Genomic DNA, 22,192 nt, shown 5'->3' on the forward strand with positions numbered 1-22,192 from the left:
ATTTGAGACATAATGCGTTACTAAATAGTGTTAAAAACATGTGAATGAAAGGATAAAAAAAGCCACCGGCAGGCGGTGGCTTTGAGAGAGTTGGCGAACTGTCAGCGTGGCGTTTGCGTCGCAGGTTTGAGTATCGCCTTCACTTCATCAATTCGCGCACTGCGTTTGAGGGCGTATCCGACGATAAACACCACTGCGGCGCAGGCCAGGAACAGCAGGCGGCCCCACATTGGGTTGGGAATCAGCATCATCAGAGACAAACCCGCTGCCATGTAGATGGTCAGGTCGCCCAGCTTGTTACGCTGCATGCGGTCAACGATGTCTTGCTCGCTGTCTTCGACACACTCGGTTTCGATATCTTTAAAGAACGCATCGGTTGCGGCGACGTTTTTGTCAGCCTGCGGCTTATAGAACAGCGCGCTCAGGCAGAAGAAGCCGCCGGTCAGCACCAGATGTGCCACGATTGGAATGATGGTTTTCAGCTCGCTCACTTCACGGCCAGTCAGTGTTTCAACGCCGAACCAGGACATGACGTACTGCGGTGTGAACACATCAACCACCATCCACGAGACGCCCAGACCGAATACCACGGTTGCCCACGGAGCCCAGGAAGGCGTTCTGCGAATCAGCATACCGAAGAACAATGGCACCAGAATCGGCGATTGCAGCAGGGTCGCGACTTGCATCATCAGGTCGAACAGGCTGAGGTGTTTGAGCGAGTTAAAGAACTGCGCCATAAAGATAACCAGCAAGCCGTTGACCAGGCAGGCGATTTGGCCTGCACGCAGTTGCTCTTTGTCGGTTGCTTTGCCTTTACGCACAATCGTGGCGTAGAAGCTGCGCACGAAGATGCCGGAGTTACGGTTAAGTGCGGAATCCATTGAAGACATGGTGGCGGCGAACAGGCCCGCCATCAGCAGTCCCACAGTGCCCAGCGGCATGGCTTCACGGGCAAACACCAGGTAAACCGCATCACGGGCTTTCGCACCCAGCTCTGGATATTGTGCGCCCGCATTCGGGTACAAAATCGCCGTCGCCCACGGTGGAATAAACCAAATCACCGCGCCAACCAACATCATTAGCAGCGCCATCAGCGCCGCTTTGCTGGCGTTTTTGGAGTCTTTAGCATTCAGGAAACGATAAGATTCCTGCATGTTGTTAATACTTTGCAGCTGTTTAACAACGAAGAACAGGAAGGTGCCGACCATCAATAACGGGTAATTCATGTCCGGGCCAGTGAAGAAGCCGGATGGGAATTCCGTCACGATGTTTGCCGGGCCGCCGACTGCCCAAAGAGCGACAACGGCGCAAGCCACGGAAATCACGGCGATCACCAGCGTCTGAATAAAGTCAGATGCCACCACGCCCCAGGCGCCACTGAGCATTGAAATCGCCAGCACCGCGAGGCCGGTAATCCAGATAGTGGTGATGATATCGGCGTTAAACACGGCGGAAGCAAACACGCCCAGGCCGTTTAACCACACGCCTGCGTTAATCACGCTCAGCGGGATAATCACCCAGGTAAAGAACTGCTCGTTGACTGGGCCAAAACGGCGACGAACCGCTTCAGTTGGGGTATCCACGCGCATTTGACGGAAGCGGCGAGCGAAGTATGCCCACGCAAAAAGATAAGCCACCATGTTGCCGATAAACACCGCCAGCACTGCGAAGCCATCGGTAAAGGCTTTGCCCGCCGCGCCGGTAAAGGTCCAGGCGGAGAATTGCGTCATAAATGCGGTTGCGCCAACCATCCACCACAGCATCTTGCCGCCGCCGCGGAAATAATCGCTGGTACTGTTGTTCGCCATTTTTTTAAATATCAGGCTTATGGCGACCATTAATAAAAAATAGCCCGCTATTACTATGTAGTCGTAAGACATATGAGTGCCCCATGTCCGTATGGTTAGAATCAATTGGAAAGATTAAAACACGGCACTCATATAACTTGAAATAACGTTTCAATCTTTATTTGAAATAACGGAGGGAGATCATGTTTTAGGATTAATCCGGGGTGGTGAAGAAGTTATGTTGCGTAAATGTTGGCGGAAAATTGGGATTTCTCCGCTGTTGAGGATCAGGGCTTTTTCTTATCGTTTAGCGAATCATTATCATGAGATGGCTTTATGAATCGATACTCCACAGTACTGCTGCTCGGCACCCTGACGCTGTCCACCATCGCCCACGCCGACGCGCTCGATGGCCTGTTTGACAACTCGATTGTGGGGTCGATTTCGCAGGCGATAAACGACGCCTATAAGCCAGCCGACAGCCGTGACGATGACCGCGATGATAACCGTTGGGATGAACAGGACAGGAACCGCAACGACGATAGCCGCCGTCAGTATGAAGACCGCCATCGCCAGCTTGAAGACCGACGCCACCAGCTCGATGACCAGCAGCGCCAGTTAGACGATCAGCGCCGCCAGCTTGAGGAAGATGAGCGACGCCTGGATGATGATTACCGGTAACGACTAAAAAGTGTGGTGCACTGTTTTGTCGGATGACGCTGCGCTTATCCGACCTACAAACTGACCTGGTCGGCGTCATCCACCATTTACTCGAACAAATTATGATGCAGCTTCTGCACGACTTTTTCTGCGTCGTCGCCCGGCACCAGGAAGCACAGGTTATAGCTCGATGCGCCGTAGCAAATCATGCGGATATTGAACGGTTCGAGCACGCCAAACACCTCTTTGCCCACGCCGCAGGCTTTCGACAGTTGATTACCGATGATGGCCACCAGCGCGAGATTTTCTTCCACTTCCACGCGGCACAATGACGAAAGTTCGGTCAGCAATGACGTCGTCAACAGGCTGTCGGATGTAGATGTCGAACCGGTGGTGTCGAGCGTCAGCGCGACGCTGACTTCAGATGTCGTCACCAAATCAACAGACACATTATGCTGCGCCAGAATGTTGAACACTTCCGCCAGGAAACCGTGGGAGTGCAGCATGCTCATGCTGTGAAGCGTCACCAGCGTTTGCTTGCGACGAACAGCCAGCGCACGGAACAGCGGCGGGTTATCTGTATGGTTACAAACCAATGTGCCACCGGCTTTCGGATCTTTACTGGAACCCACAAACACCGGAATACCGCAGCGCACCGCAGGCAATAATGTCGCCGGATGCAGCACTTTTGCGCCGAATGTCGCCATTTCTGCCGCTTCTTCAAAGGCAATTTTGTCGATGCGTTTTGCCGCTGGCACCATGCGTGGGTCGGTGGTGTAAATGCCCGGCACGTCCGTCCAGATATCGACACGGCTGGCATGTAACGCTTCGCCCAACAACGCAGCGGTATAGTCGCTGCCGCCACGGCCCAGCGTGGTGGTGCGGCCTTTCGATTCGCTACCGATAAAGCCCTGGGTAATCACCAGCGATTGCTCCAGACGCGGGGCGAGCTGTTGGCTTGCCAGTTCCGTAAGCGTAGCGACGTCCGGTTCTGCGCGGCCAAAACGGTCGTTGGTGCGCATAATTTTGCGGATATCGAACCACTGTGCGTCGACATTGCGCTCGCGCAGGATTTCCACAAACAGCAGCGTGGACATCAATTCGCCGTGGCTGACCAGTTCGTCAGTTAATGCGGTTGAGGTCGCCAGCGAAGCCGCTTCTGCCAGAGTGGTGATGTTTTCGAGTAGACGCTCGACTTCTTCGCGGATGATTTGCGGGTTAGCCAAACGTTCGACAATGTCGTATTGAATTTTGCGAATCGCATCGAGCTTAACAAAACGCTCTGTAGCTTCCAGTCCGCCTGCCAGTGCAACCAGCAAATTGGTGATACCGGCAGAGGCGGAAAGAACGACAACGCGAACGTTTTCATCAGACAGCACCACGTCGGCGCTGCGGTTCATTGCGTCGTAGTCAGCTACGCTTGTGCCGCCAAATTTGGCAATAACGGTTTGTGGATAGGACATTACGGTACAGCCTCGTGTCAGGGAGCCATAGTTATGGCAAAAAATTAATCAGCCTTGGCACAAGGGAAGAGCGGGATACGGGGCAGACGTAGAATAGAAACTCTGAACTACGATACACCCAGAAGCGCCCCACCTTGTCTCCCCGCTTTCTTTGCGAAATTGGGGATTTTGGAGCATCAATATGCTCCTGGTGACAGCCCAAGGGATTCAGCCCCCGTGGCCGATAACACACGCTGCCATACGCATATTACCTCGGCGCCGCTCCCCCTCCTGTGTCGTCTGCGGATTGGCTCCTCAAACACGATACCTGGGCGGCGCGCCTCTTCTGGCTTACTCACAAGTGAGCAAGTAGCCGTATAGAAATAAAATTTTATGCGTCAGATGTCAACGCCTGGAAGCCGGGGATTTGTCTGTCTGCACCAGTGCAATCAAGGTACAAGGCAATGTTGGTGTCGTTTTACCGTTTATCGCCACAGTTTTTCCTTCTTCCAGACGGGCAAAAAGTGGCACTACGCCGCGATTTTTCTCCAGATATTCCAGCCAGCCAAAATTTTCATTCAGACGAGTCGCTTTAATGGTCGCGCCTTTGGCTAACAGACTGCTCAAACTACTCCAGGTGACTTCTTCTGGAAAAAGTTTCTCATGGCGACGAAAACGCGCACTTTCATTGCTGCTGCGCCCCTTTAAAGCGGAACCGGAACGGATGGCGAAAACCTTATCGTTGCCAAAAATATGGCTGAAGTGATAAACCGCCAACGCGTTTTGATGGCGGTTTGGCGAGAGTGCGAGCACCTGTGCGATGTTGCTCAAATCGATCACGTTTTCCGCATGTTCTGACCACGCATTGCCATAATAAGCCGGTAGCCCTTCCATGCGCGCCAGGCGGTAATATTCCCAGCTATTATCGGTGAGGATCACCGGAATATTTTGTTTCACCAGTGCGTGAGCCAGGGTGCGCGCCACCGTGTTTGCGCCAATAATCAGCACGCCTTCCGGTTTGCGTTGCTGCACGCCGAGCCATCTTGCCAGCGGGCCGCTGGTCAGACTTTGCAGCACCACGGTGCCAATAATAATGGCGAACACCACGCTTACTAATTTATCGGCGCCTTCAAAACCGCTTTTTTGCAGCGTCAGGGCGAATAACGAACTCACCGCCGCCGCCACAATCCCGCGCGGGGAAATCCAGCTCAGCAGCAACTTTTCGCGCAGGGTTAACGACGATCCGAGAGTAGAAATTGCGATACACAACGGGCGGGCGACAAACTGAATCACCAGCAGCAAAACTACCAGCGGCCAGCCCATCGCCAGCACGCCGTAAATATCCAGACGTGCCGCCAGAATAATAAACAGCGCCGAAATCAGGATCGCCGACAGCTCTTCTTTGAAGGCGACGATATCGCTGACATCCACATCGCGCATATTCGCCAGCCAGATGCCGAGCACCGTCACCGCCAGTAAACCTGATTCATCCGCCAGCGAGTTTGACAGGCCGAACGTCAGCAACACCACCGCCAGCACGGCAAAGTTTTGTAGATAAGCCGGGAACCACACGCGCTTTAACGCCGTGCCAAGCAGCCAGCCAAAAAGCCCGCCGCAGGCTAAACCGACCACCACCGTCTGGGCGAAGATAATCAGCAAATGCAGATTGGAACCCGCTTCCTGTTGCAGCGTTATAAATTCGAAAACCAATAACGTGAAGATCGCCCCAACCGGGTCGATAACAATCCCTTCCCAGCGCAGCACCTGGTTTATCGCCGCGTTCGGGCGCACCACGCGCATCAGCGGGGCGATTACCGTTGGGCCAGTCACCACCGTCACCGCACCCACCAGCGCGGCAAGTTCCGGTTGTAAACCCAGCAGCCACCAGCAGGCGAGGCTAATCACGCCGAAAGTCGCCAGCATGCCGATGCTCACCAGGTTGCGCACCACGCCGCCTAAACCGCGAATTTCATCAAAACGCAGCGTTAGCGCACCTTCGAACAAAATAATCGCCACCGCGAGGGAAACAATAGGAAACAGCAGCTCGCCAAAAAGCTGATCGGGGTTAAGCACATGGGTGAACGGGCCGAGAATCAAGCCGAATAACAGTAAAGGCAGAATCGCCGGAAGCCGGATTGCCCACGCCAGCCACTGCGCCGCCAGCGAGCTAATCGTAATAATGACTAACAAAAGGGGGACGGACAGTTCCATAAAATTTTTACCTTACCTGGTTTACAGCGCCATACTGTTTTTCTCAGTGTAGACGCCGCTTCGGCTGGCGCGGATGGACACGATCATTTTTTCACTTACGCATAATCTGAAACGGTTTTCCCGATGCAACGGGAGAAAAATCATCACAAATCCCGTTTTGTGGATATACAATTGACCGCAGTCACAGTTCTCAAATCAAAAGGGTATCGCTATGAAAAATATCAACCCAACGCAGACCGCTGCATGGCAGGCTTTACAGGCGCATTTTGACGAAATGAAAGACGTCACCATCGCTGAGCTGTTCGCTCAGGATGCCGACCGTTTTGGCAAGTTTTCCGCGACGTTCGACGATTCAATGCTGGTGGATTACTCCAAAAACCGCATCACTGAAGAAACCCTGACCAGGCTGCAGGCGTTGGCAAAAGAGACGGATTTGCAGGGCGCAATCAAATCCATGTTCTCTGGCGAGAAGATTAACCGTACTGAAGACCGCGCCGTGCTGCACGTTGCCCTGCGTAACCGCAGCAACACGCCAATCATTGTTGATGGCAAAGATGTGATGCCAGAAGTGAACGCGGTGCTTGAGAAGATGAAAACCTTCTCTGAAAGCATTATCAGCGGCAACTGGAAAGGCTACACCGGTAAAGCGATTACCGACGTGGTGAACATCGGTATCGGCGGTTCAGACCTCGGCCCATTCATGGTGACCGAAGCGCTGCGTCCATACAAAAACCACCTCAACATGCACTTTGTTTCCAACGTTGATGGCACTCACATCGCTGAAGTGCTGAAGAATGTTGACCCGGAAACCACGCTGTTCCTCGTCGCCTCTAAAACCTTCACCACCCAAGAAACCATGACCAACGCCCACAGCGCGCGCGACTGGTTCCTGGCAACCGCTGGCGACAACAAGCACGTAGCGAAACACTTTGCTGCGCTGTCTACCAACGCCAAAGCGGTCGGTGAGTTCGGTATCGACACCGCCAACATGTTTGAATTCTGGGATTGGGTCGGTGGCCGTTATTCCCTGTGGTCGGCGATTGGCCTGTCGATCATTCTGTCCGTGGGCTATGACAACTTCGTTGAGCTGCTGTCCGGCGCACACGCCATGGATAAACACTTCGCTAACACCCCGGCAGAGCAAAACCTGCCTGTGCTGCTGGCGCTGATTGGCATCTGGTACAACAACTTCTTCGGCGCAGAAACCGAAGCGATTCTGCCATACGACCAGTACATGCACCGTTTTGCGGCTTACTTCCAGCAAGGCAACATGGAATCCAACGGCAAATACGTTGACCGTAACGGCAACGCGGTGGATTACCAGACTGGCCCAATCATCTGGGGCGAGCCGGGCACCAACGGCCAGCACGCGTTCTACCAGCTGATTCACCAGGGCACCAAAATGGTTCCTTGTGACTTCATCGCACCAGCGACCACTCACAACCCGCTGTCTGACCACCATCCAAAACTGCTGTCTAACTTCTTCGCACAGACAGAAGCGCTGGCATTTGGTAAAGCCCGCGATGTGGTTGAGCAGGAATATGCTGACCAGGGTAAAGATCCAAAAACTCTGGAACACGTTGTGCCGTTCAAAGTGTTTGAAGGCAACCGCCCAACCAACTCCATCCTGCTGCGTGAAATCACTCCGTTCAGCCTCGGCGCGCTGATTGCGCTGTATGAGCACAAGATCTTCACCCAGGGCGCGATTCTGAATATCTTCACTTTCGACCAGTGGGGCGTGGAATTAGGTAAGCAACTGGCTAACCGCATTCTGCCGGAGCTGGGCGACAATGCAGAAATCAGCACTCACGATTCTTCAACGAATGGTTTGATTAATCGTTATAAATCCTGGCGCGCATAATTAACGTCTGGAATTAAATATAAGCCGACCTTATGGTCGGCTTATTTATTTAAATAAGATAATTCCCCTTGCCCCGTAAATAGCCTAATTTCCCGGCGTGAGGTTAATCCTAAAAACACCTATAACCTGATAATTCAGCGGGTTTACTTTCGGATTAATTAGATTATATTTCCGCTTGATTATATTTTAACTGTCTGTTTTTTATCATCTAAATGAAATGACGATATTGCCAATATTGTTATACTTCCATTTATCTTAAAGCTCCCTCCTTATTCCACGTTGCGGTCTGTCGCTATTACTTGTTGTGTATACTCGAAAGCGCCTGAAATTCTTTTGGGCAACCTCCATTCATTCAATGAAGGGAAATTGTTATGAAAAAAGTTCTTTATGGCGCTTTCGCCATATTCACGCTGGCAGCGGCTGGCGCGGCAAATGCTGACCCGATTTCTGTGGGTGAAGCAGCTGGCGCACAAGCTACTTCTGTGTCCGCAGGTAGTTCTACTGCGACCAGCGCCAGCACTGTCGGGTCGGCAGTGGGTGTAGCACTGGCTGCAACCGGTGGTGGCGACGGTTCCAATACCGGGACCACAACCACCACGACGACCAGCACCCAGTAATTCACGGGTGATTTAACTCTAACCACACTTCGGTGTGGTTATTTCGACTCCGGGGAAACCTCGTGCAGCGACTCGTAATACTTCTTTCCTGCCTGTTACTTCAGGCCTGTTCCGACACCACCAAAGGCCTGGGCTCCTCGCTCTGGCGCAGCGTTATGGGTGACGACGGCATACAGCTGACACACGACGAAATTCAAAATATGCGCTACGCCAGCCAGTACATGCGCATTAATAACGGCCCGCAAATCTTTGTGGTGCTGGCCTATGACGAAAACGGCCAACAAAAATGGGTGACGCAAGACCGCTCGATGATCGTCACCGAACACGGGCGCATCGTGAAAACCACCGGGCTTGGCGACAATCTCCAGCAAGTCACCAACCTGGCAAGCGACCCGCTGATCAATGCCAATCAAATTATTGATGGCGCAAGCTGGACGCGGCAAATGGCCTGGACCGAGCACAAACAAGTGCGTATGGCGACGGCTCGTTCGACCTTCACCTGGGACGGCACCGACACGCTAAAAATCGCTGAAAGCACCACGCCGGTTCGCGTGCTGGATGAAGAAATCACCGCCGATGGCAAAAGCTGGCACAACCGCTTTTGGATTGACAGCGAAGGCCATATCCGCCAGTCGAAACAATACCTTGGCCCAGATTATTGGCCGGTTAACACCATTTTGTTGAAGGCGGCGAAAGAATGAAAATTAAAGCCTCGATTCGTTCTTCAAACACATGGTGGATGACGCTGCGCTTAACCACCCTACAAAAACAAAGCGTTATGAAACCGAGTAGGTCGGATAAGCGCAGCGTCATCCGACACGTTTTTGCGGCGCTCACCTTATCCACCCTACCATTCGGCGCTTACGCCGCCGGGAACGTGACCATTTACCCGCAAAATCAACAACTCACCAACGTCGAACGGCTGGCTGACTTAGTCACTCAACCTTCACTGACAAACGCCTGGTGGCCGGGTGCCGTCATCAGCGAACGCCAGGCCTCGGCAGTGGCTGAACAAAATCACCAGAAGTTACTCGCTCAACTCAGCCAATTTGCCGCCGAAGAAAGCGGCGACGATGCGGCGGCCATCAACGGCGTGCGTCAGCAAATGCAGGCTATTCATGTCACCGGGCGGCAGTTTGTCGACCTCGACCCGGATTGGGTGCGCGTCCGACCGCGTGCCAACGTCCCGTTGCAGGGCGATTACAGCCTGTGGGCTGGCCCGCAACCGACCACCATCACACTGATGGGATTAGTCAGCTCGCCGGGGGAAAAGCCGTTTGTGGCGGGGCGCAGCGCCGATGAATATCTCGACGGCATCGACAAACTCAGCGGTGCGGATCGCAGCTTTGCCTGGGTGATTTACCCCGACGGCAAAACGCAAAAAGCGCCCGTCGCCTACTGGAACAAGCGCCACGTCGAACTCACTCCGGGCAGCATCCTTTTTGTCGGCTTTAGCGACCGACTTTTTAACTCTGATTTCAACGACCTGAATCAGCAAATCCTCAACTCTCTGACCCATCGGAGACCGGATTGATGAAGAACAAATATCTTTATAGCTTGCTGGCGCTGGCGGTTTCTTCCGCCTGCCAGGCAGAAACTTTCCCGGCTCCCGTTGGCCCATCGCAATCAGACTTCGGCGGCGTCGGTTTACTGCAAACCCCGACCGCCCGCATGGCACCTGAAGGCGAGTTCAGCCTCAACTATCGCGACAACGATCAGTACCGTTTCTACTCGGCGTCAGTGCAGCTTTTCCCTTGGCTGGAAACGACTTTGCGCTACACCGATGTGCGCACCAGACAATACAGCAGCGTCGACGCGTTCTCGGGCGATCAGACCTACAAAGACAAAGCGTTCGACATGAAACTGCGCCTCTGGGAAGAGAGCTATTACCTGCCGCAAGTGGCGGTGGGCGTGCGTGACTTGGGCGGCACCGGGCTGTTCGACAGTGAATATGTGGTGGCGAGCAAAGCCTGGGGGCCGTTCGATTTCACCCTCGGCATGGGCTGGGGCTACATGGGCACCAGCGGCAACGTGAAAAACCCATTCTGCGAAGTGAGCGACGGCTTCTGCGTGCGCGATAACAGTTACAACCAGGCGGGATCGTTCAACTTTAGCGGCATGTTCCATGGCCCGGCGTCGCTGTTTGGCGGCGTTGAATACCAGACGCCGTGGCAGCCGCTGCGCCTGAAACTGGAATACGAAGGCAATAACTACACTCAGGATTTTGCCGGGAAACTCGAGCAGCGTAGCAACTTTAACGTCGGCGCTATCTATCGTGTCGCCGATTGGGCCGACGTTAACGTCAGCTATGAGCGCGGCAATACCTTGATGTTTGGCGTGACATTGCGCACTAACTTCAACGACCTGCGTCCAGGTTATAACGACAACCGTCGCCCGCAATACCAGCCGCAACCGCAGGATGAAATCTTGCAGCCGACGGTGGTCGCCAACCAACTGACACTGCTTAAATACAACGCCGGGCTGGCGAACCCGAATATTCAGGTGAAAGGTGACGCGCTGTATGTGACGGGCGAGCAGGTGAAATATCGCGACTCTCGCGAAGGCATTGAGCGCGCGAACCGCATCATCATGAATGACCTGCCGGAGAATATCCGCACCATTCGCATCACCGAAACGCGCCTCAACCTGCCGCAGGTAACGACCGAAACCGATGTCTCCAGCCTCAAAAATCATCTGGAAGGCGAGCCGTTGGGGCATGAAACGCAACTGGTGCAAAAACGCGTCGAACCGGTGATCCCTGAGAAAACCGAGCAAGGGTATTTCATCGATAAATCGAAAGTGAATTTCTCGATTAATCCGGTGCTGAATCAGTCGGTTGGCGGCCCTGAAAGCTTCTATATGTATCAGGTTGGCGTGATGGGCAATGCCGACTGGTGGGTCACGGATCACCTGCTGACCACCGGCAGCGTGTTTGCCAACATCGCCAATAACTACGACAAATTTAACTACACCAACCCGCCGAACGACTCGACGCTGCCGCGTGTGCGTACCCACGTGCGCGACTACGTCGAGAACGATGTCTACGTCAACAACCTGCAAGCCAACTACTTCCAGTATCTGGGCAACAGTTGGTACGGCCAGGTTTACGGCGGCTATCTCGAAACCATGTACGGCGGCGTGGGCGCGGAAGTGTTGTACCGCCCGGTCGACAGCAACTGGGCGATTGGTGCCAACGCTAACTACGTCAAACAGCGTGACTGGACCAGCTCGCTGGACATGATGAAATTCACCGATTACAACGCGCCAACCGGGCATCTCACCGCTTACTGGACGCCGCCGTTTGCCGAAGATGTGCTGGTGAAAATGAGCGTCGGCCAATATCTGGCGAAAGATAAAGGCGGCACGCTGGAAATCTCCAAACGCTTCGACAGCGGCGTGGTCGTCGGTACCTACGCGACCATCACCAACGTCTCGAAAGAAGAGTACGGGGAAGGGGATTTCACCAAAGGTTTCTACGTCAATGTGCCGCTGGATATCTTCTCGTCCTCACCAACCCGCAGCCGTGCGCAAGTAAGCTGGACGCCACTAACGCGTGACGGTGGACAAATGCTGGGACGCAAGTTTGAGCTATACGGCATGACCAGCGACCGGGATATTAATTTCCGCTAAAGCAAAATCGGGTGGCAAGTGCCACCCAAAACTTCTCACGACAAATTGATTAACTGGAAACTTTTGGCGCTTTAAAAATGCGAATTTGCAGCGTTACATTTTCATTTTGCGAGTCGGGTTCTGAAGCTGTAAACAACTTTAAAAATCGATGAAATCCTCGTTTTTCTCTGTGCTATGGTTCTTCTCGCGCAGATATTTAAGCCATTACAAGTACCGCTAATATCGGGAGGGTGGCGAAAAAATACGCTGGCTTAAAAAGGGAAAATAAGCATACTTGGGATAAGGATTTCACCACAGATGACGCCAAAATTGATCAGCGATACGGAATTTAACCGGTTACTCAACATCTCTGAACGTAACCATGAACGCACGGAAGCCTTTCTGTCAAAGGGCGCATCACTCTTTAGCTTACCTGGATATGTTCCACCGCCTGGCTATTGTTTAATGATGGCGCTTGATGGCAAACAATGCCGCCTGATTAAAGATGGCATCACGGCGTATGCGGTAAAAATCATCACCGGAAAATATATCGTGCCGGAGAAAACGCACTGTACGCAGGTGATGGTCTGGAGAACATTCTTGCCGGAGTACCAGGCTGCATTGCATGGGCTGGCGAAGTTGTTTTTTGCGTGGTTATTGGAAACTTACGAAATCATCGTGACGGATCAGGAACAGACGGGTGACGGTCGCCGTTTCTGGGAATACCGTATTAACGATGCGATTGCCGATCCGCAGTACGAAGTCATGATTTGGGATGGCACAAAAGAAAAGGGCGAACTGTCGCTTATCCAAAGCTCCGAGGAGTTTGTCAGCAAATGGTCGCCTTACGCATGGGGAATCAATCCCGAAATTCACCCGCAGCGGCTGTTGGTGATCAGCAAGGTTAAAGCGGCTAATCCACCGGAATAACCATCCCATCAAACCCCGCCTCAAACCCTTGCGGCAGCTCATTTTCCATTAGCCAGCAATCGAACTGGTGGCTGATGTGCGTGAGGATCACGCGCGGGCAGCCGAGGTGTTGGTTCAATTCGATAACGGTATTCAAATCGCAATGGTTTTTCGGCGTTTGCGGGCGCGGTTCATGGCTGCAATCAATCACTATCACCTGCGGCTTGTTGTTGGCTAAAAACTTCAGCGTTTTTTCTGGCAAACCGGCGGTGTCACACAGCCACGCTACGCGGCTGTGCGGGGTTTCAAACAGATAACCGAACGTGAGTTTGGAATGGTTAAGCGGCAATGGTGTGATGCGTAATGCTTGCAGCGTAAAACCCACAAACGGCTCAAGCGTGTGGCTGAAATCCAGAATCCCAGGGTGCTTAAACAGGTCATCGCAGCCCAGTTCATCTGGCGGGCCGTACACCGGGATTTTTTCGCCCACGCCCCAGCGCAGCGGGAACAAGCCCTGAACGTGGTCCATATGGTAATGCGTGAGCAAAAACTGCTGAAAATCCCCCGGCTGCCAGTGTTCCATTAAATCGGGAATACCCGCATCGAGCAGCGTCACCGCATCGTTGAACTTCACCACCGCGCTACACGGTTTGCGGCGGTATTGCGGATTGTTGCGAGCACGCTCGCAGGCTGCACAAAAACAACCAAAGGCGGGGACGAGCTGTGCGCCGCCCGTTCCGCTAAGGGTTAGCGTCAGAGACACGGTTTATCTCCACCGGTTTGGTAAAGCGGAAATGGGTATTTTGATACCCTTCGCGCTGATAGAAACGGTGGGCGTCGAGGCGTTTGGCGCTGGTGGAAAGCTCGGTGAGTTCCGCTCCCGCAATACGCGCCTGCTCTTCGGCCCAGGCTAATAATTTGCTGCCCACGCCGTGGCCGCGTGCGGCGGGCATCACCACTAATTCCTGGATTTCACCGACCCAATTCACATGGTGCAGGTGAAATTGCATGTGCAGACTGATCATGCCAACAACTTCGCCGTTAAGTAGCGCAAGTTGGTAGCATAAGTTGTGATCGTCGAGGTTCGCGGCAAAGCCAACGTTAAAGGCCTGGCGGTTAAATTCCGCCTGTTTTAGCTCGCAAATCAAAGCATAAACGGCATCGCTATCAGCTATTGTGGCGCGGCGAAATTCAAGGGTGTCAGGCATGGCGCGGTTCCTTGTGAATTTGGTAGATGACGCTAACGCTTCTCCACCCTACAAAATCATGCACTTGTAGGTCGGATAAGCGTTAGCGTCATCCGACATTAAAGCAATTCAATAGACCAAACGCATAAACGATAAGACAGACTCCGCCAGACTGCCATCGTTGTTAAGTATGAAACACTCGCTGGAATCAGGGGCGTAAAACGCTGCGCGTTGCAGGCGCTGCTCGATTTGCAGCGGTGTTTCCCGTCCGCGCGTTTCAAGGCGCTGGCGCAAAACGTCCGTCGAAACGTGCAGGCAAATCGGCACCAGCGCTTTGCCGTAACGCGCCCGCGCCTGGGCTAAATGCTGGCGCGAACCGTTGACCACCACATCCAGCCCGGAATCGAGCCAGATATCCAGCTCGATACCCACGCCGTAACGTTGGTGATGCGCCTGCCAACACAGGGCAAACAGCCCCTGTTTCTGGCGCTGAGTGAACTCCGTTTCGCTCAGGGCGACATGGTTTTCGCAGCCCGCATCGGCGGCGCGGGTAATGTAGCGATGCGCCACCAATAGTTGATTATTCTCCTGCTGGCGCAGCGCGCCGAGCAGGCTGTCTTTCCCGGAGCCGGACGGCCCCATCAACCAGACTATTTTGCTCATCAGAACACCCGTATTCCCTGACGCCAGACGTGTCCGACGTGAACGTGGTCGCCATGCTGATGCGCCAGCACCAAATCGGCACGTTTGCCTTCTGCGAGCACTCCGCGATCGTCCAGATTCAGCGCTTTCGCCGGGTTGCGCGTCACCAGCGCCACGGCTTGTGGCAAGGTGAAACGGTTGGAATCATCGTTTGCCACGCGGAACGCCGCATCCAGCAGGCTCGCCGGGTAATAATCGGATGAAAGAATATCCAGCAGGCCAACTTGCGCGAGCTGATGCGCGGCGACGTTGCCGGAATGCGAGCCGCCTCGCACAATGTTTGGCGCGCCCATTAACACGCTCAAACCATGCTGGCGCGAGGCCTGCGCGGCTTCCAGCGTGGTCGGGAATTCTGCGATCACGCTTCCAAGTTCATAAGATTCTGCGACGTGCGCGGATGTTGCGTCGTCGTGGCTGGCGAGGGAAATATTGCGCGCGCGGCACTCGGCGGCAATCGCCAGGCGGTTGGGTTGCGACCAGCGTTCAGCCAGCGCCAGTTGCTCCGCTTCATAGCTGTCCATATCGGCGTCGTTAAGCTGATATTTTCCCTGGTAATATTCGCGATATTTCAAAAGATTAGAAAACTGGCGCTGGCCCGGTGAATGGTCCATCAACGACACCAGCGACACACCGCCACGGTCAATCAGCTGCTGGAACAGCGGCAGCGTGGTGTGGTGCGGCAGTTCGCAGCGCAGATGCAAACGGTGCTCGGCACGGTTCACCCCACGCGCCTGGCTGTCCATCACCGCGTTGATCATCTTCTCGAGATTTTCCAGTCGGTCGCCACCGTCGCGTACATCCCCCAGCGCGACGGCGTCCAGCACCGTGGTGATGCCGCTCGCCACCATTAAGGCGTCGTGGCTGCTCATTGCCGAATGTGCGGGCCAGTCGACTTTTGGGCGCGGGGTGAAGAATTTATCGAGGTTATCGGTATGCAATTCGATAAGCCCCGGCAGCAGCCAGCCGCCTTCGCCGTCCAGCGCCTGCGGCAACTGGCTTTGGCTGTCGGCAAAGTTACGAATCACGCCATCGGCCACTTCCAGCGAGCCGTTGATCACTTCGTTTTCCAGCACCAGTTTGACGTTATTAATGATCATTTTTAGCCTCAACGGTTGCCATATTGTGTAAACGATCTGCCACCTGGTTGCGCACGCTTTCATCGTGGAAAATCCCGACCACCGCCGCACCACGTTGTTTTGCTTCCATAATCAGCGCGACTACGGCGGCGCTGTTTTTTGCATCCAGCGAGGCGGTTGGTTCATCGAGTAGCAAAATTGGGTAATCGACGATAAAGCCACGGGCGATGTTCACGCGCTGCTGTTCACCGCCGGAAAAGGTTGATGGTGCGAGATTCCACAGGCGTTCCGGCACATTCAGGCGGGTCAGCAGCATCGACGCTTTGTCTTCACAAACGTCACGCGACACACCCAAATCCAGCAGCGGCTGCATCACCACTTCGAGTGCAGAAATCCGCGGGATGACGCGCAAAAACTGGCTCACCCAACCGATGGTCTGGCGGCGCACCGCTAATACGTCACGCGCTGGAGCCTGCACAATGTCGAGCCATTCGTCGTTATGCTTCACCCAAATATGCCCTTCGTCCGGCAAATAGTTGGCGTACAGCGAGCGCAAAAGCGTGGATTTCCCGCTGCCGGAATGGCCGTGCAGCACCACACATTCGCCGGATTTTACTTCCAGCGTGGCATTTGCCAGTACCGGCAAACGGATGCCATGCTGGTGGTGTAACACAAAGGTTTTGCTCAGGTTTTCAACCCGTAATCTGGTCATGAAATTTCCTTAAAACGGATGCCAAATTGTCGGATGACGGCTGCGCCTTATCCGACCTACCGTGTTTTTGTAGGTCGGATAAGACGCGTCAGCGTCGTCATCCGACAAAAGTCAGTTCTGCAAAACGGAAGAAACCAACAACTGCGTATACGGGTGGTGCGGGTCGTCCAGCACACGGTCGGTCAGGCCGCTTTCCACCACTTGACCCTGTTTCATCACCAGCAGGCGGTCGGCCAGCAAACGCGCCACGCCCAAATCGTGGGTGACGATAATCACCGCCAGGTTCAGCTCGCGTACCAGGCCGCGCAACAGGTCGAGCAAACGCGCCTGTACCGAAACATCCAGCCCGCCGGTCGGTTCATCCATAAACACCAGTTTCGGATGCGTCACCAGGTTGCGGGCGATTTGCAGGCGTTGCTGCATGCCGCCGGAAAAGGTGGTTGGCAGGTCGTCGATGCGCGAGGCCGGGATTTCCACCTCTTCTAACCAGCGTTCAGCGGTGGCGCGAATGTCGCCGTAATGGCGCGCACCCGTTGCCATCAAACGCTCGCCGATGTTGCCGCCCGCTGAAACGTGGCGGCGCAGGCCATCCATTGCATGTTGGTGAACCACGCCCCATTCGGTGCGCAGCAGGCGGCGGCGCTCGCCTTCGCTCATGTCGTAGAGCGAGGAATCGAGGTACACCACTTCGCCGTTTTGCGGCGCGAGGCGGGCAGAAATAGATTTCAGCAACGTGGTTTTACCGGAGCCAGATTCGCCGACAATTCCCAACACTTCGCCAGGATAAAGCTCGAATGACACGTCGCTGAAGCCTTTACCGGGGGCATAAAGGTGCGTCAGGTTATTGACGGAAAGTAACGGTTGAGTCATTTGCTTGCGGCCTCGCTGTTCTGGCGGCAGAAATCGGTATCGGAGCAGACGAACATGCGGCTGCCCGCATCGTCGAGCACCACTTCGTCGAGGTAGCTGTGGTGCGAGCCGCAAATCGCGCACGGTTCTTCCCACGCCTGGACGGTGAACGGATAGTCGTCAAAATCGAGGCTTTCGACGCGGGTATACGGCGGCACCGCGTAAATGCGCTTTTCACGCCCGGCACCGAACAGTTGCAGCGCGGGCATCATGTCCATTTTCGGGTTGTCGAATTTCGGGATCGGCGACGGGTCCATCACGTAGCGCTCGTTCACTTTCACCGGGTAGGCGTAAGTGGTGGCGATATGGCCGAAACGGGCGATGTCTTCGTACAATTTCACCTGCATCACGCCGTATTCTTCCAGCGCGTGCATGGTGCGGGTTTCGGTTTCACGCGGTTCGATAAAACGCAGCGGCTCGGGGATCGGCACCTGATAAATCAGGATTTGATCTTCCGTCAGCGGCGTTTCCGGGATGCGGTGGCGGGTTTGAATCAGCGTGGCATCGGCGGTGGATTCGGTGGTCGCCACGTCCGTCACGCGCTTGAAGAAGTTACGAATCGACACGGCGTTGGTGGTGTCATCCGCGCCCTGGTCGATCACTTTCAGCACGTCGTTTTCGCCAATCACGCTGGCGGTAATTTGAATGCCGCCCGTTCCCCAGCCGTACGGCATCGGCATTTCACGCCCGCCAAACGGCACCTGGTAACCAGGGATCGCCACCGCTTTGAGAATCGCGCGGCGCAGGGTGCGCTTGGTTTGCTCATCAAGATACGCAAAGTTGTAGCCGGTCAGTGCCTTAGTCACGATTACGCTCCTTTTGCAGGCGTTTGAGCAGTTCCAGTTCGGCCTGGAAATCGACGTAGTGCGGCAGTTTCAGGTGCGATACAAACCCGGCGGCTTCGACGTTATCGGCGTGTGCCAGCACGAACTCTTCGTCCTGCGCCGGGCCTGCCACCGTTTCGTCGTAGTCCGGCGCTTGCAATGCGCGGTCAACCAGCGCCATTGCCATGGCTTTGCGTTCGCTCATGCCGAACACCAGCCCGTAGCCGCGTGTGAAGTGCGGATCTTCATTTTCCGGGGCCACAAAGCCATTCACCATTTCGCACTCGGTTAGCAGCAGTTCGCCGATGTTCACCGCAAAACCCAGCTCTTCCGGCACGATTTCGATATCCACGTAGCCGCTGCGAATCTCGCCAGCGAACGGGTGGTTGCGCCCGTAACCGCGCTGGGTGGAGTAGGCGAGAGCCAGTAAATAGCCCTCGTCGCCGCGCACCAGTTGTTGCAGGCGCGAGGAGCGCGAACACGGGTAAACCGGCGGCTGGCGGGTGATGTCGTCAGGTTTTTCGCCGTTGTCTTCTTCGGCTTTCGCCAGCCCTTGTTTTGCCAGCAGGCTGAAAACGTGCGGCGCGGGTTCGGCGTGGTCGTCAGCGGTTTTCAACTGCGGCGCTTCACCGTTTGCCAGCAGGGTGAAATCCAGCAGGCGGTGGGTGTAATCGTAAGTCGGGCCGAGCAGTTGCCCGCCGGGTACGTCTTTATAAACGGCGGAAATACGGCGCTCGATGCGCATCTCGGCGGTGTTCAGCGGTTCGCTCACCGCCAGGCGCGGCAGCGTGGTGCGATAAGCGCGCAGCAGAAAGATGGCTTCCACCATGTCGCCGCTGGCCTGCTTGATGGCGAGTGCGGCAAGTTCACGGTCGGCAATGCCGCCTTCGGTCATCACGCGATCCACCGCCAGGCCAAGCTGCTGCTCGATTTGCGCGACGCTCAATTCCGCCAGATTCTGGCTGCCACGGCGGTTGTGTTCCTGCAATTCATGGGCGGCGGCAATCGCCTTCTCGCCCCCTTTGACGGCGACGTACATCAGCACACCTCCACGTGAGTGGTGCGCGGGATGGCCAGCAGGCGATCGCCGCAGGTCAGAATCAGGTCGATGCCCAGCGGGAACGGATGCGGGCGCTCGGTAAGTTCGTGAATAACGCAGTCAGGAAGTTGCGGGGCGATCATACGTTCTTCGCGGATGCCCGCGCCGGTTAAGCGCAACATGCGCCCGCCGCTCAGGCTCGGCACCTGCAAAATCAGCGTGGCGCTGGTGTCGGGGGCCACGTCGGTTCCTTGTGCCAGCGCGTTGAGCTGCTCGGCTGAAATGTGGCTGTCGGCCACCGCAAATTGCGCGTGTTCAGGCGTCAAGGAAACGGGTGCATTTGTATGGAATCGGACATTTTGCAGCGTGACGTCATTGCTCAGCGATTCGCTGACCCACACCGGCGTGTCGTTATCAGCCAGGGTTAATAACACGCTGGTGGACGCGACATTTAGCGGCTTCCAGCCATGTTGCAGGGAATGCAGCGCGACGATGACGCCCGGCTCGCTCATCGCTTTTAGCAGGCGACGGAAGCTCTGTTGGGCATCCTGCACGGGCAGGTTAAAAGCGGTCATTAAGGTCATGCGTTATCTCCGCGAACCAGCGTGAAGAAGTCCACCCGGCTGCTATTAATTTGTGCGCGGCGGGCAGCAAGGCGCTGTTCCCGGTTGGCGGCCAGTGGGGCTATTACTGTTTCTTGTAAAGTCTGAAACCGGACACTCTCTTGCATCAGCGCGTCGATCACGGCGCACAGTTCGGCGTGGGCTTTGTCGCGCCCGGCGATGTAGCTGTAGCCGTAAGTGCCGTTGGCGAGCTGGATGACGGCGCGGGTCAGCGTGGTGTCACCGGCAAAAAAGCGCTGCCCGGTTGCGCCCATACGCGCCTGGATTTGTGCAAGTCCGGTTTCGGCCTTGCGAATCACTTGATAATCAGGATTCAGCTTTTGTTCTGCCCAAATGGCCGCCAGTTCTGCTGGCTGGCTGTGAGCGAGAACCGCCATCCACTTCTGGCGCTGTGCGGTGTCAAAATGCGGTGCGTCCATTTAGTGCTCCATGGTGAATTCAATCATGTCGGCGCGGGTCAGGCTGACGGAGTATTCCGCTGGCGCTGCGTCACCTTCATCGTGGTTAAGAGTGCGCACGCACAGCAGCGGAGCCATATTTGGGATCTCCAGCAGGCGGCTTTCTTTGGCCTGAGCGCGGCGGGCGCTGATGCGTGTTTGGGTGCGTTTGAGGCGGATTCCGAGCTGGTTTTGAATCACCTCGTGCAGCGAACCGCTGTTGAATTGTTGCAGCGTCGGCCACCAGGCCAGTTCGGCAAAATAATGGTCAATCAGGCACACCGCGATGCCGTTAACGCGGCGCAGCGTGCGCAGGTGAATAATGTTCTCGCCTTCAGTGACGCCGAGCGCTTCCGCCACACTATTTGAGGCCGGGCGCAATACCGCGAGTAAACGCTCGCTGGTGGGGTGGCTTCCCTGGTCGAGCAGGTTCTGGCTAAAACGGGCCTGCGAATTTAACGGATAATCGAAGGGGCGCATCAGCACTAACACACCGACGCCCTGGCGGCGCTGCACCCAGCCTTTTTCGACGAGCTGGTCGATGGCGCGGCGCAGCGTGTGGCGGTTCACCTCATAACGCGCTGCCAGTTGGCTTTCGGCGGGCAAGTAGTCGCCACAGCGGTAGTTTTTACGTAGCTCCACTTCGAGCAGGGCGGCGATTTCCTGGTAACGCGTCGGGTAACTGGTCGGATGTCTGGATAAGTGCATTTTCAACAAAGCCTCGTTAAATGAAATGCTTACGTAACCGTTGCGACATGAAATCCAGCAGGCTGACGGTGATGATGATGACAATCATCAGCGCGCAGGTTTGCTGGAACTGGAATCCACGAATCGCTTCCCAAAGCGTTACGCCAATCCCGCCTGCGCCCACCATGCCGACCACCGTTGCCGAACGGACGTTCGACTCAAAACGGTACAGCGAGTAGGAAATCAGCAGGGGCATCACTTGTGGCAGCACGCCGTAGATAATTTCTTCAAGTTTGTTGGCACCGGTGGCGCGAATGCCTTCTACCGGGCCGGGTTCGATGGCTTCCACCGCTTCGGAAAGCAGTTTGGAGAGCACGCCGGTGGTGTGAATAAACAGTGCTAATACGCCAGCAAAAGGGCCGAGGCCGACGGCGACCACGAACAGCATGGCGAACACCATTTCGTTGATGGCGCGGCAGGCATCCATCAGGCGGCGCATCGGTTGGTAAACCCACCACGGCACTAAATTGTCGGCGCACATCAGGCCGCAAGGGATTGAAAGAACGATGGAAAGTGCGGTTCCCCAGACGGCGATTTGCAGCGTGACGCCCATTTCACCGAGGTATTGCTGCCACTGGCTGAAGTCCGGCGGGAAGAAGTCGGCGGCGAAAGTCGCCATGTTGCCCGCATCGCGGAACAGCGTTAGCGGAGCCATTTCCGCGCCTTGCCAGGAGGCAACGAGGACCGCCAGCAAAATCGCCCAGGCCAGTAGCGAGAACCAGCTACGTTTGGGGGCGGCGACTTGAATGGTTTGTTGCATGGAGTGCTCCGTGTTTGGGTTTTCACCCTCACCCTAACCCTCTCCCTGAGGGAGAGGGGATTGACCGGATTTCCACCTTT

22 protein-coding genes and 1 riboswitch are annotated in these 22,192 nt (G+C 55.3%); of the genes, 7 read left to right on the top strand and 15 right to left on the bottom strand.

The window, feature by feature from the left end; translation table 11 throughout:
• Positions 1–101 precede the first annotated feature (101 nt).
• Positions 102–1,880, bottom strand: a complete 1,779-nt coding sequence (locus D6029_RS10275) for a sodium:solute symporter family protein (RefSeq protein WP_120064668.1) — start codon at positions 1,878–1,880, stop codon at positions 102–104.
• 243 nt (positions 1,881–2,123) lie between these two features.
• Between D6029_RS10275 and yjdP the strand changes: the two genes are divergently transcribed.
• Positions 2,124–2,468 carry a DDRRRQL repeat protein YjdP gene (yjdP, locus tag D6029_RS10280; RefSeq protein WP_120064669.1) on the top strand — a complete coding sequence of 115 codons (345 nt, stop codon included), beginning with the start codon at positions 2,124–2,126 and terminating at the stop codon, positions 2,466–2,468.
• Positions 2,469–2,554: 86 nt separating this feature from the next.
• On the opposite strand, the gene lysC is transcribed toward yjdP, so the two are convergent.
• Positions 2,555–3,910 (bottom strand): lysine-sensitive aspartokinase 3, encoded by a 1,356-nt coding sequence (gene lysC, locus D6029_RS10285; protein WP_120064670.1) that lies wholly within the window; start codon positions 3,908–3,910, stop codon positions 2,555–2,557.
• Between the two features lie 114 nt (positions 3,911–4,024).
• Positions 4,025–4,243: riboswitch (Lysine riboswitch) on the bottom strand.
• Positions 4,244–4,294: 51 nt separating this feature from the next.
• Positions 4,295–6,100: a cation:proton antiporter gene (locus tag D6029_RS10290; protein WP_120064671.1), complete on the bottom strand. Its 1,806-nt coding sequence runs from the start codon at positions 6,098–6,100 to the stop codon at positions 4,295–4,297.
• A gap of 211 nt (positions 6,101–6,311) precedes the next feature.
• Between D6029_RS10290 and pgi the strand changes: the two genes are divergently transcribed.
• From pgi to D6029_RS10320, 6 genes are all read left to right on the top strand, one after another.
• Positions 6,312–7,961 carry a glucose-6-phosphate isomerase gene (gene pgi / locus D6029_RS10295; RefSeq protein ID WP_120064672.1) on the top strand — a complete coding sequence of 550 codons (1,650 nt, stop codon included), beginning with the start codon at positions 6,312–6,314 and terminating at the stop codon, positions 7,959–7,961.
• Positions 7,962–8,332: 371 nt separating this feature from the next.
• The gene (gene yjbE / locus D6029_RS10300; protein WP_120064673.1) at positions 8,333–8,578 is read left to right on the top strand and encodes an exopolysaccharide production protein YjbE; all 246 of its coding nucleotides are present in this window, start codon (positions 8,333–8,335) and stop codon (positions 8,576–8,578) included.
• Between the two features lie 62 nt (positions 8,579–8,640).
• Complete coding sequence (locus D6029_RS10305; protein WP_120064674.1) at positions 8,641–9,279, top strand: YjbF family lipoprotein; 639 nt, start codon at positions 8,641–8,643, stop codon at positions 9,277–9,279.
• A 77-nt stretch (positions 9,280–9,356) separates the two neighbouring features.
• The gene (locus D6029_RS10310) at positions 9,357–10,112 is read left to right on the top strand and encodes a capsule biosynthesis GfcC D2 domain-containing protein (protein ID WP_120064730.1); all 756 of its coding nucleotides are present in this window, start codon (positions 9,357–9,359) and stop codon (positions 10,110–10,112) included.
• Positions 10,112–12,208: a YjbH domain-containing protein gene (locus D6029_RS10315; RefSeq protein ID WP_120064675.1), complete on the top strand. Its 2,097-nt coding sequence runs from the start codon at positions 10,112–10,114 to the stop codon at positions 12,206–12,208. Before D6029_RS10310 ends, D6029_RS10315 begins: the two co-directional genes overlap by 1 nt.
• 297 nt (positions 12,209–12,505) lie before the next feature.
• Positions 12,506–13,117 (top strand): hypothetical protein, encoded by a 612-nt coding sequence (locus tag D6029_RS10320; protein WP_120064676.1) that lies wholly within the window; start codon positions 12,506–12,508, stop codon positions 13,115–13,117.
• On the opposite strand, the gene phnP is transcribed toward D6029_RS10320, so the two are convergent.
• The 12 genes from phnP to phnE form a co-directional block, all read right to left on the bottom strand.
• Positions 13,101–13,859: a phosphonate metabolism protein PhnP gene (gene phnP, locus D6029_RS10325; protein ID WP_120064677.1), complete on the bottom strand. Its 759-nt coding sequence runs from the start codon at positions 13,857–13,859 to the stop codon at positions 13,101–13,103. The genes D6029_RS10320 and phnP overlap by 17 nt on opposite strands.
• Positions 13,837–14,304, bottom strand: coding sequence for an aminoalkylphosphonate N-acetyltransferase (phnO, locus tag D6029_RS10330; protein WP_120064678.1), 468 nt, complete (start codon positions 14,302–14,304; stop codon positions 13,837–13,839). Before phnO ends, phnP begins: the two co-directional genes overlap by 23 nt.
• Before the next feature lie 108 nt (positions 14,305–14,412).
• Entirely contained in the window at positions 14,413–14,946 is a 534-nt protein-coding gene (phnN, locus tag D6029_RS10335; RefSeq protein WP_120064679.1) for a ribose 1,5-bisphosphokinase, read from the bottom strand.
• Positions 14,946–16,082 carry an alpha-D-ribose 1-methylphosphonate 5-triphosphate diphosphatase gene (gene phnM, locus D6029_RS10340; RefSeq protein WP_120064680.1) on the bottom strand — a complete coding sequence of 379 codons (1,137 nt, stop codon included), beginning with the start codon at positions 16,080–16,082 and terminating at the stop codon, positions 14,946–14,948. Before phnM ends, phnN begins: the two co-directional genes overlap by 1 nt.
• Positions 16,072–16,773 carry a phosphonate C-P lyase system protein PhnL gene (gene phnL, locus D6029_RS10345; RefSeq protein ID WP_120064681.1) on the bottom strand — a complete coding sequence of 234 codons (702 nt, stop codon included), beginning with the start codon at positions 16,771–16,773 and terminating at the stop codon, positions 16,072–16,074. The genes phnM and phnL overlap by 11 nt, the downstream gene beginning before the upstream one ends.
• Positions 16,774–16,884: 111 nt before the next feature.
• Positions 16,885–17,643: a phosphonate C-P lyase system protein PhnK gene (gene phnK / locus D6029_RS10350; RefSeq protein ID WP_120064682.1), complete on the bottom strand. Its 759-nt coding sequence runs from the start codon at positions 17,641–17,643 to the stop codon at positions 16,885–16,887.
• Positions 17,640–18,488, bottom strand: coding sequence for an alpha-D-ribose 1-methylphosphonate 5-phosphate C-P-lyase PhnJ (locus D6029_RS10355; protein WP_120064683.1), 849 nt, complete (start codon positions 18,486–18,488; stop codon positions 17,640–17,642). Before D6029_RS10355 ends, phnK begins: the two co-directional genes overlap by 4 nt.
• A complete protein-coding gene (locus D6029_RS10360) occupies positions 18,481–19,545 on the bottom strand; it encodes a carbon-phosphorus lyase complex subunit (RefSeq protein ID WP_120064684.1) in 1,065 nt (354 codons plus the stop codon). Before D6029_RS10360 ends, D6029_RS10355 begins: the two co-directional genes overlap by 8 nt.
• Positions 19,545–20,129, bottom strand: a complete 585-nt coding sequence (gene phnH, locus D6029_RS10365) for a phosphonate C-P lyase system protein PhnH (protein ID WP_120064685.1) — start codon at positions 20,127–20,129, stop codon at positions 19,545–19,547. Before phnH ends, D6029_RS10360 begins: the two co-directional genes overlap by 1 nt.
• A complete protein-coding gene (gene phnG, locus D6029_RS10370; RefSeq protein ID WP_120064686.1) occupies positions 20,126–20,587 on the bottom strand; it encodes a phosphonate C-P lyase system protein PhnG in 462 nt (153 codons plus the stop codon). Before phnG ends, phnH begins: the two co-directional genes overlap by 4 nt.
• Entirely contained in the window at positions 20,588–21,313 is a 726-nt protein-coding gene (gene phnF / locus D6029_RS10375) for a phosphonate metabolism transcriptional regulator PhnF (protein ID WP_120064687.1), read from the bottom strand.
• 16 nt (positions 21,314–21,329) lie between these two features.
• Positions 21,330–22,112, bottom strand: a complete 783-nt coding sequence (gene phnE / locus D6029_RS10380) for a phosphonate ABC transporter, permease protein PhnE (protein ID WP_120064688.1) — start codon at positions 22,110–22,112, stop codon at positions 21,330–21,332.
• Positions 22,113–22,192 lie beyond the last annotated feature (80 nt).

It is taken from the genome of Buttiauxella izardii (assembly GCF_003601925.1).
Taxonomy (GTDB): Bacteria; Pseudomonadota; Gammaproteobacteria; order Enterobacterales; family Enterobacteriaceae; genus Buttiauxella; species Buttiauxella izardii.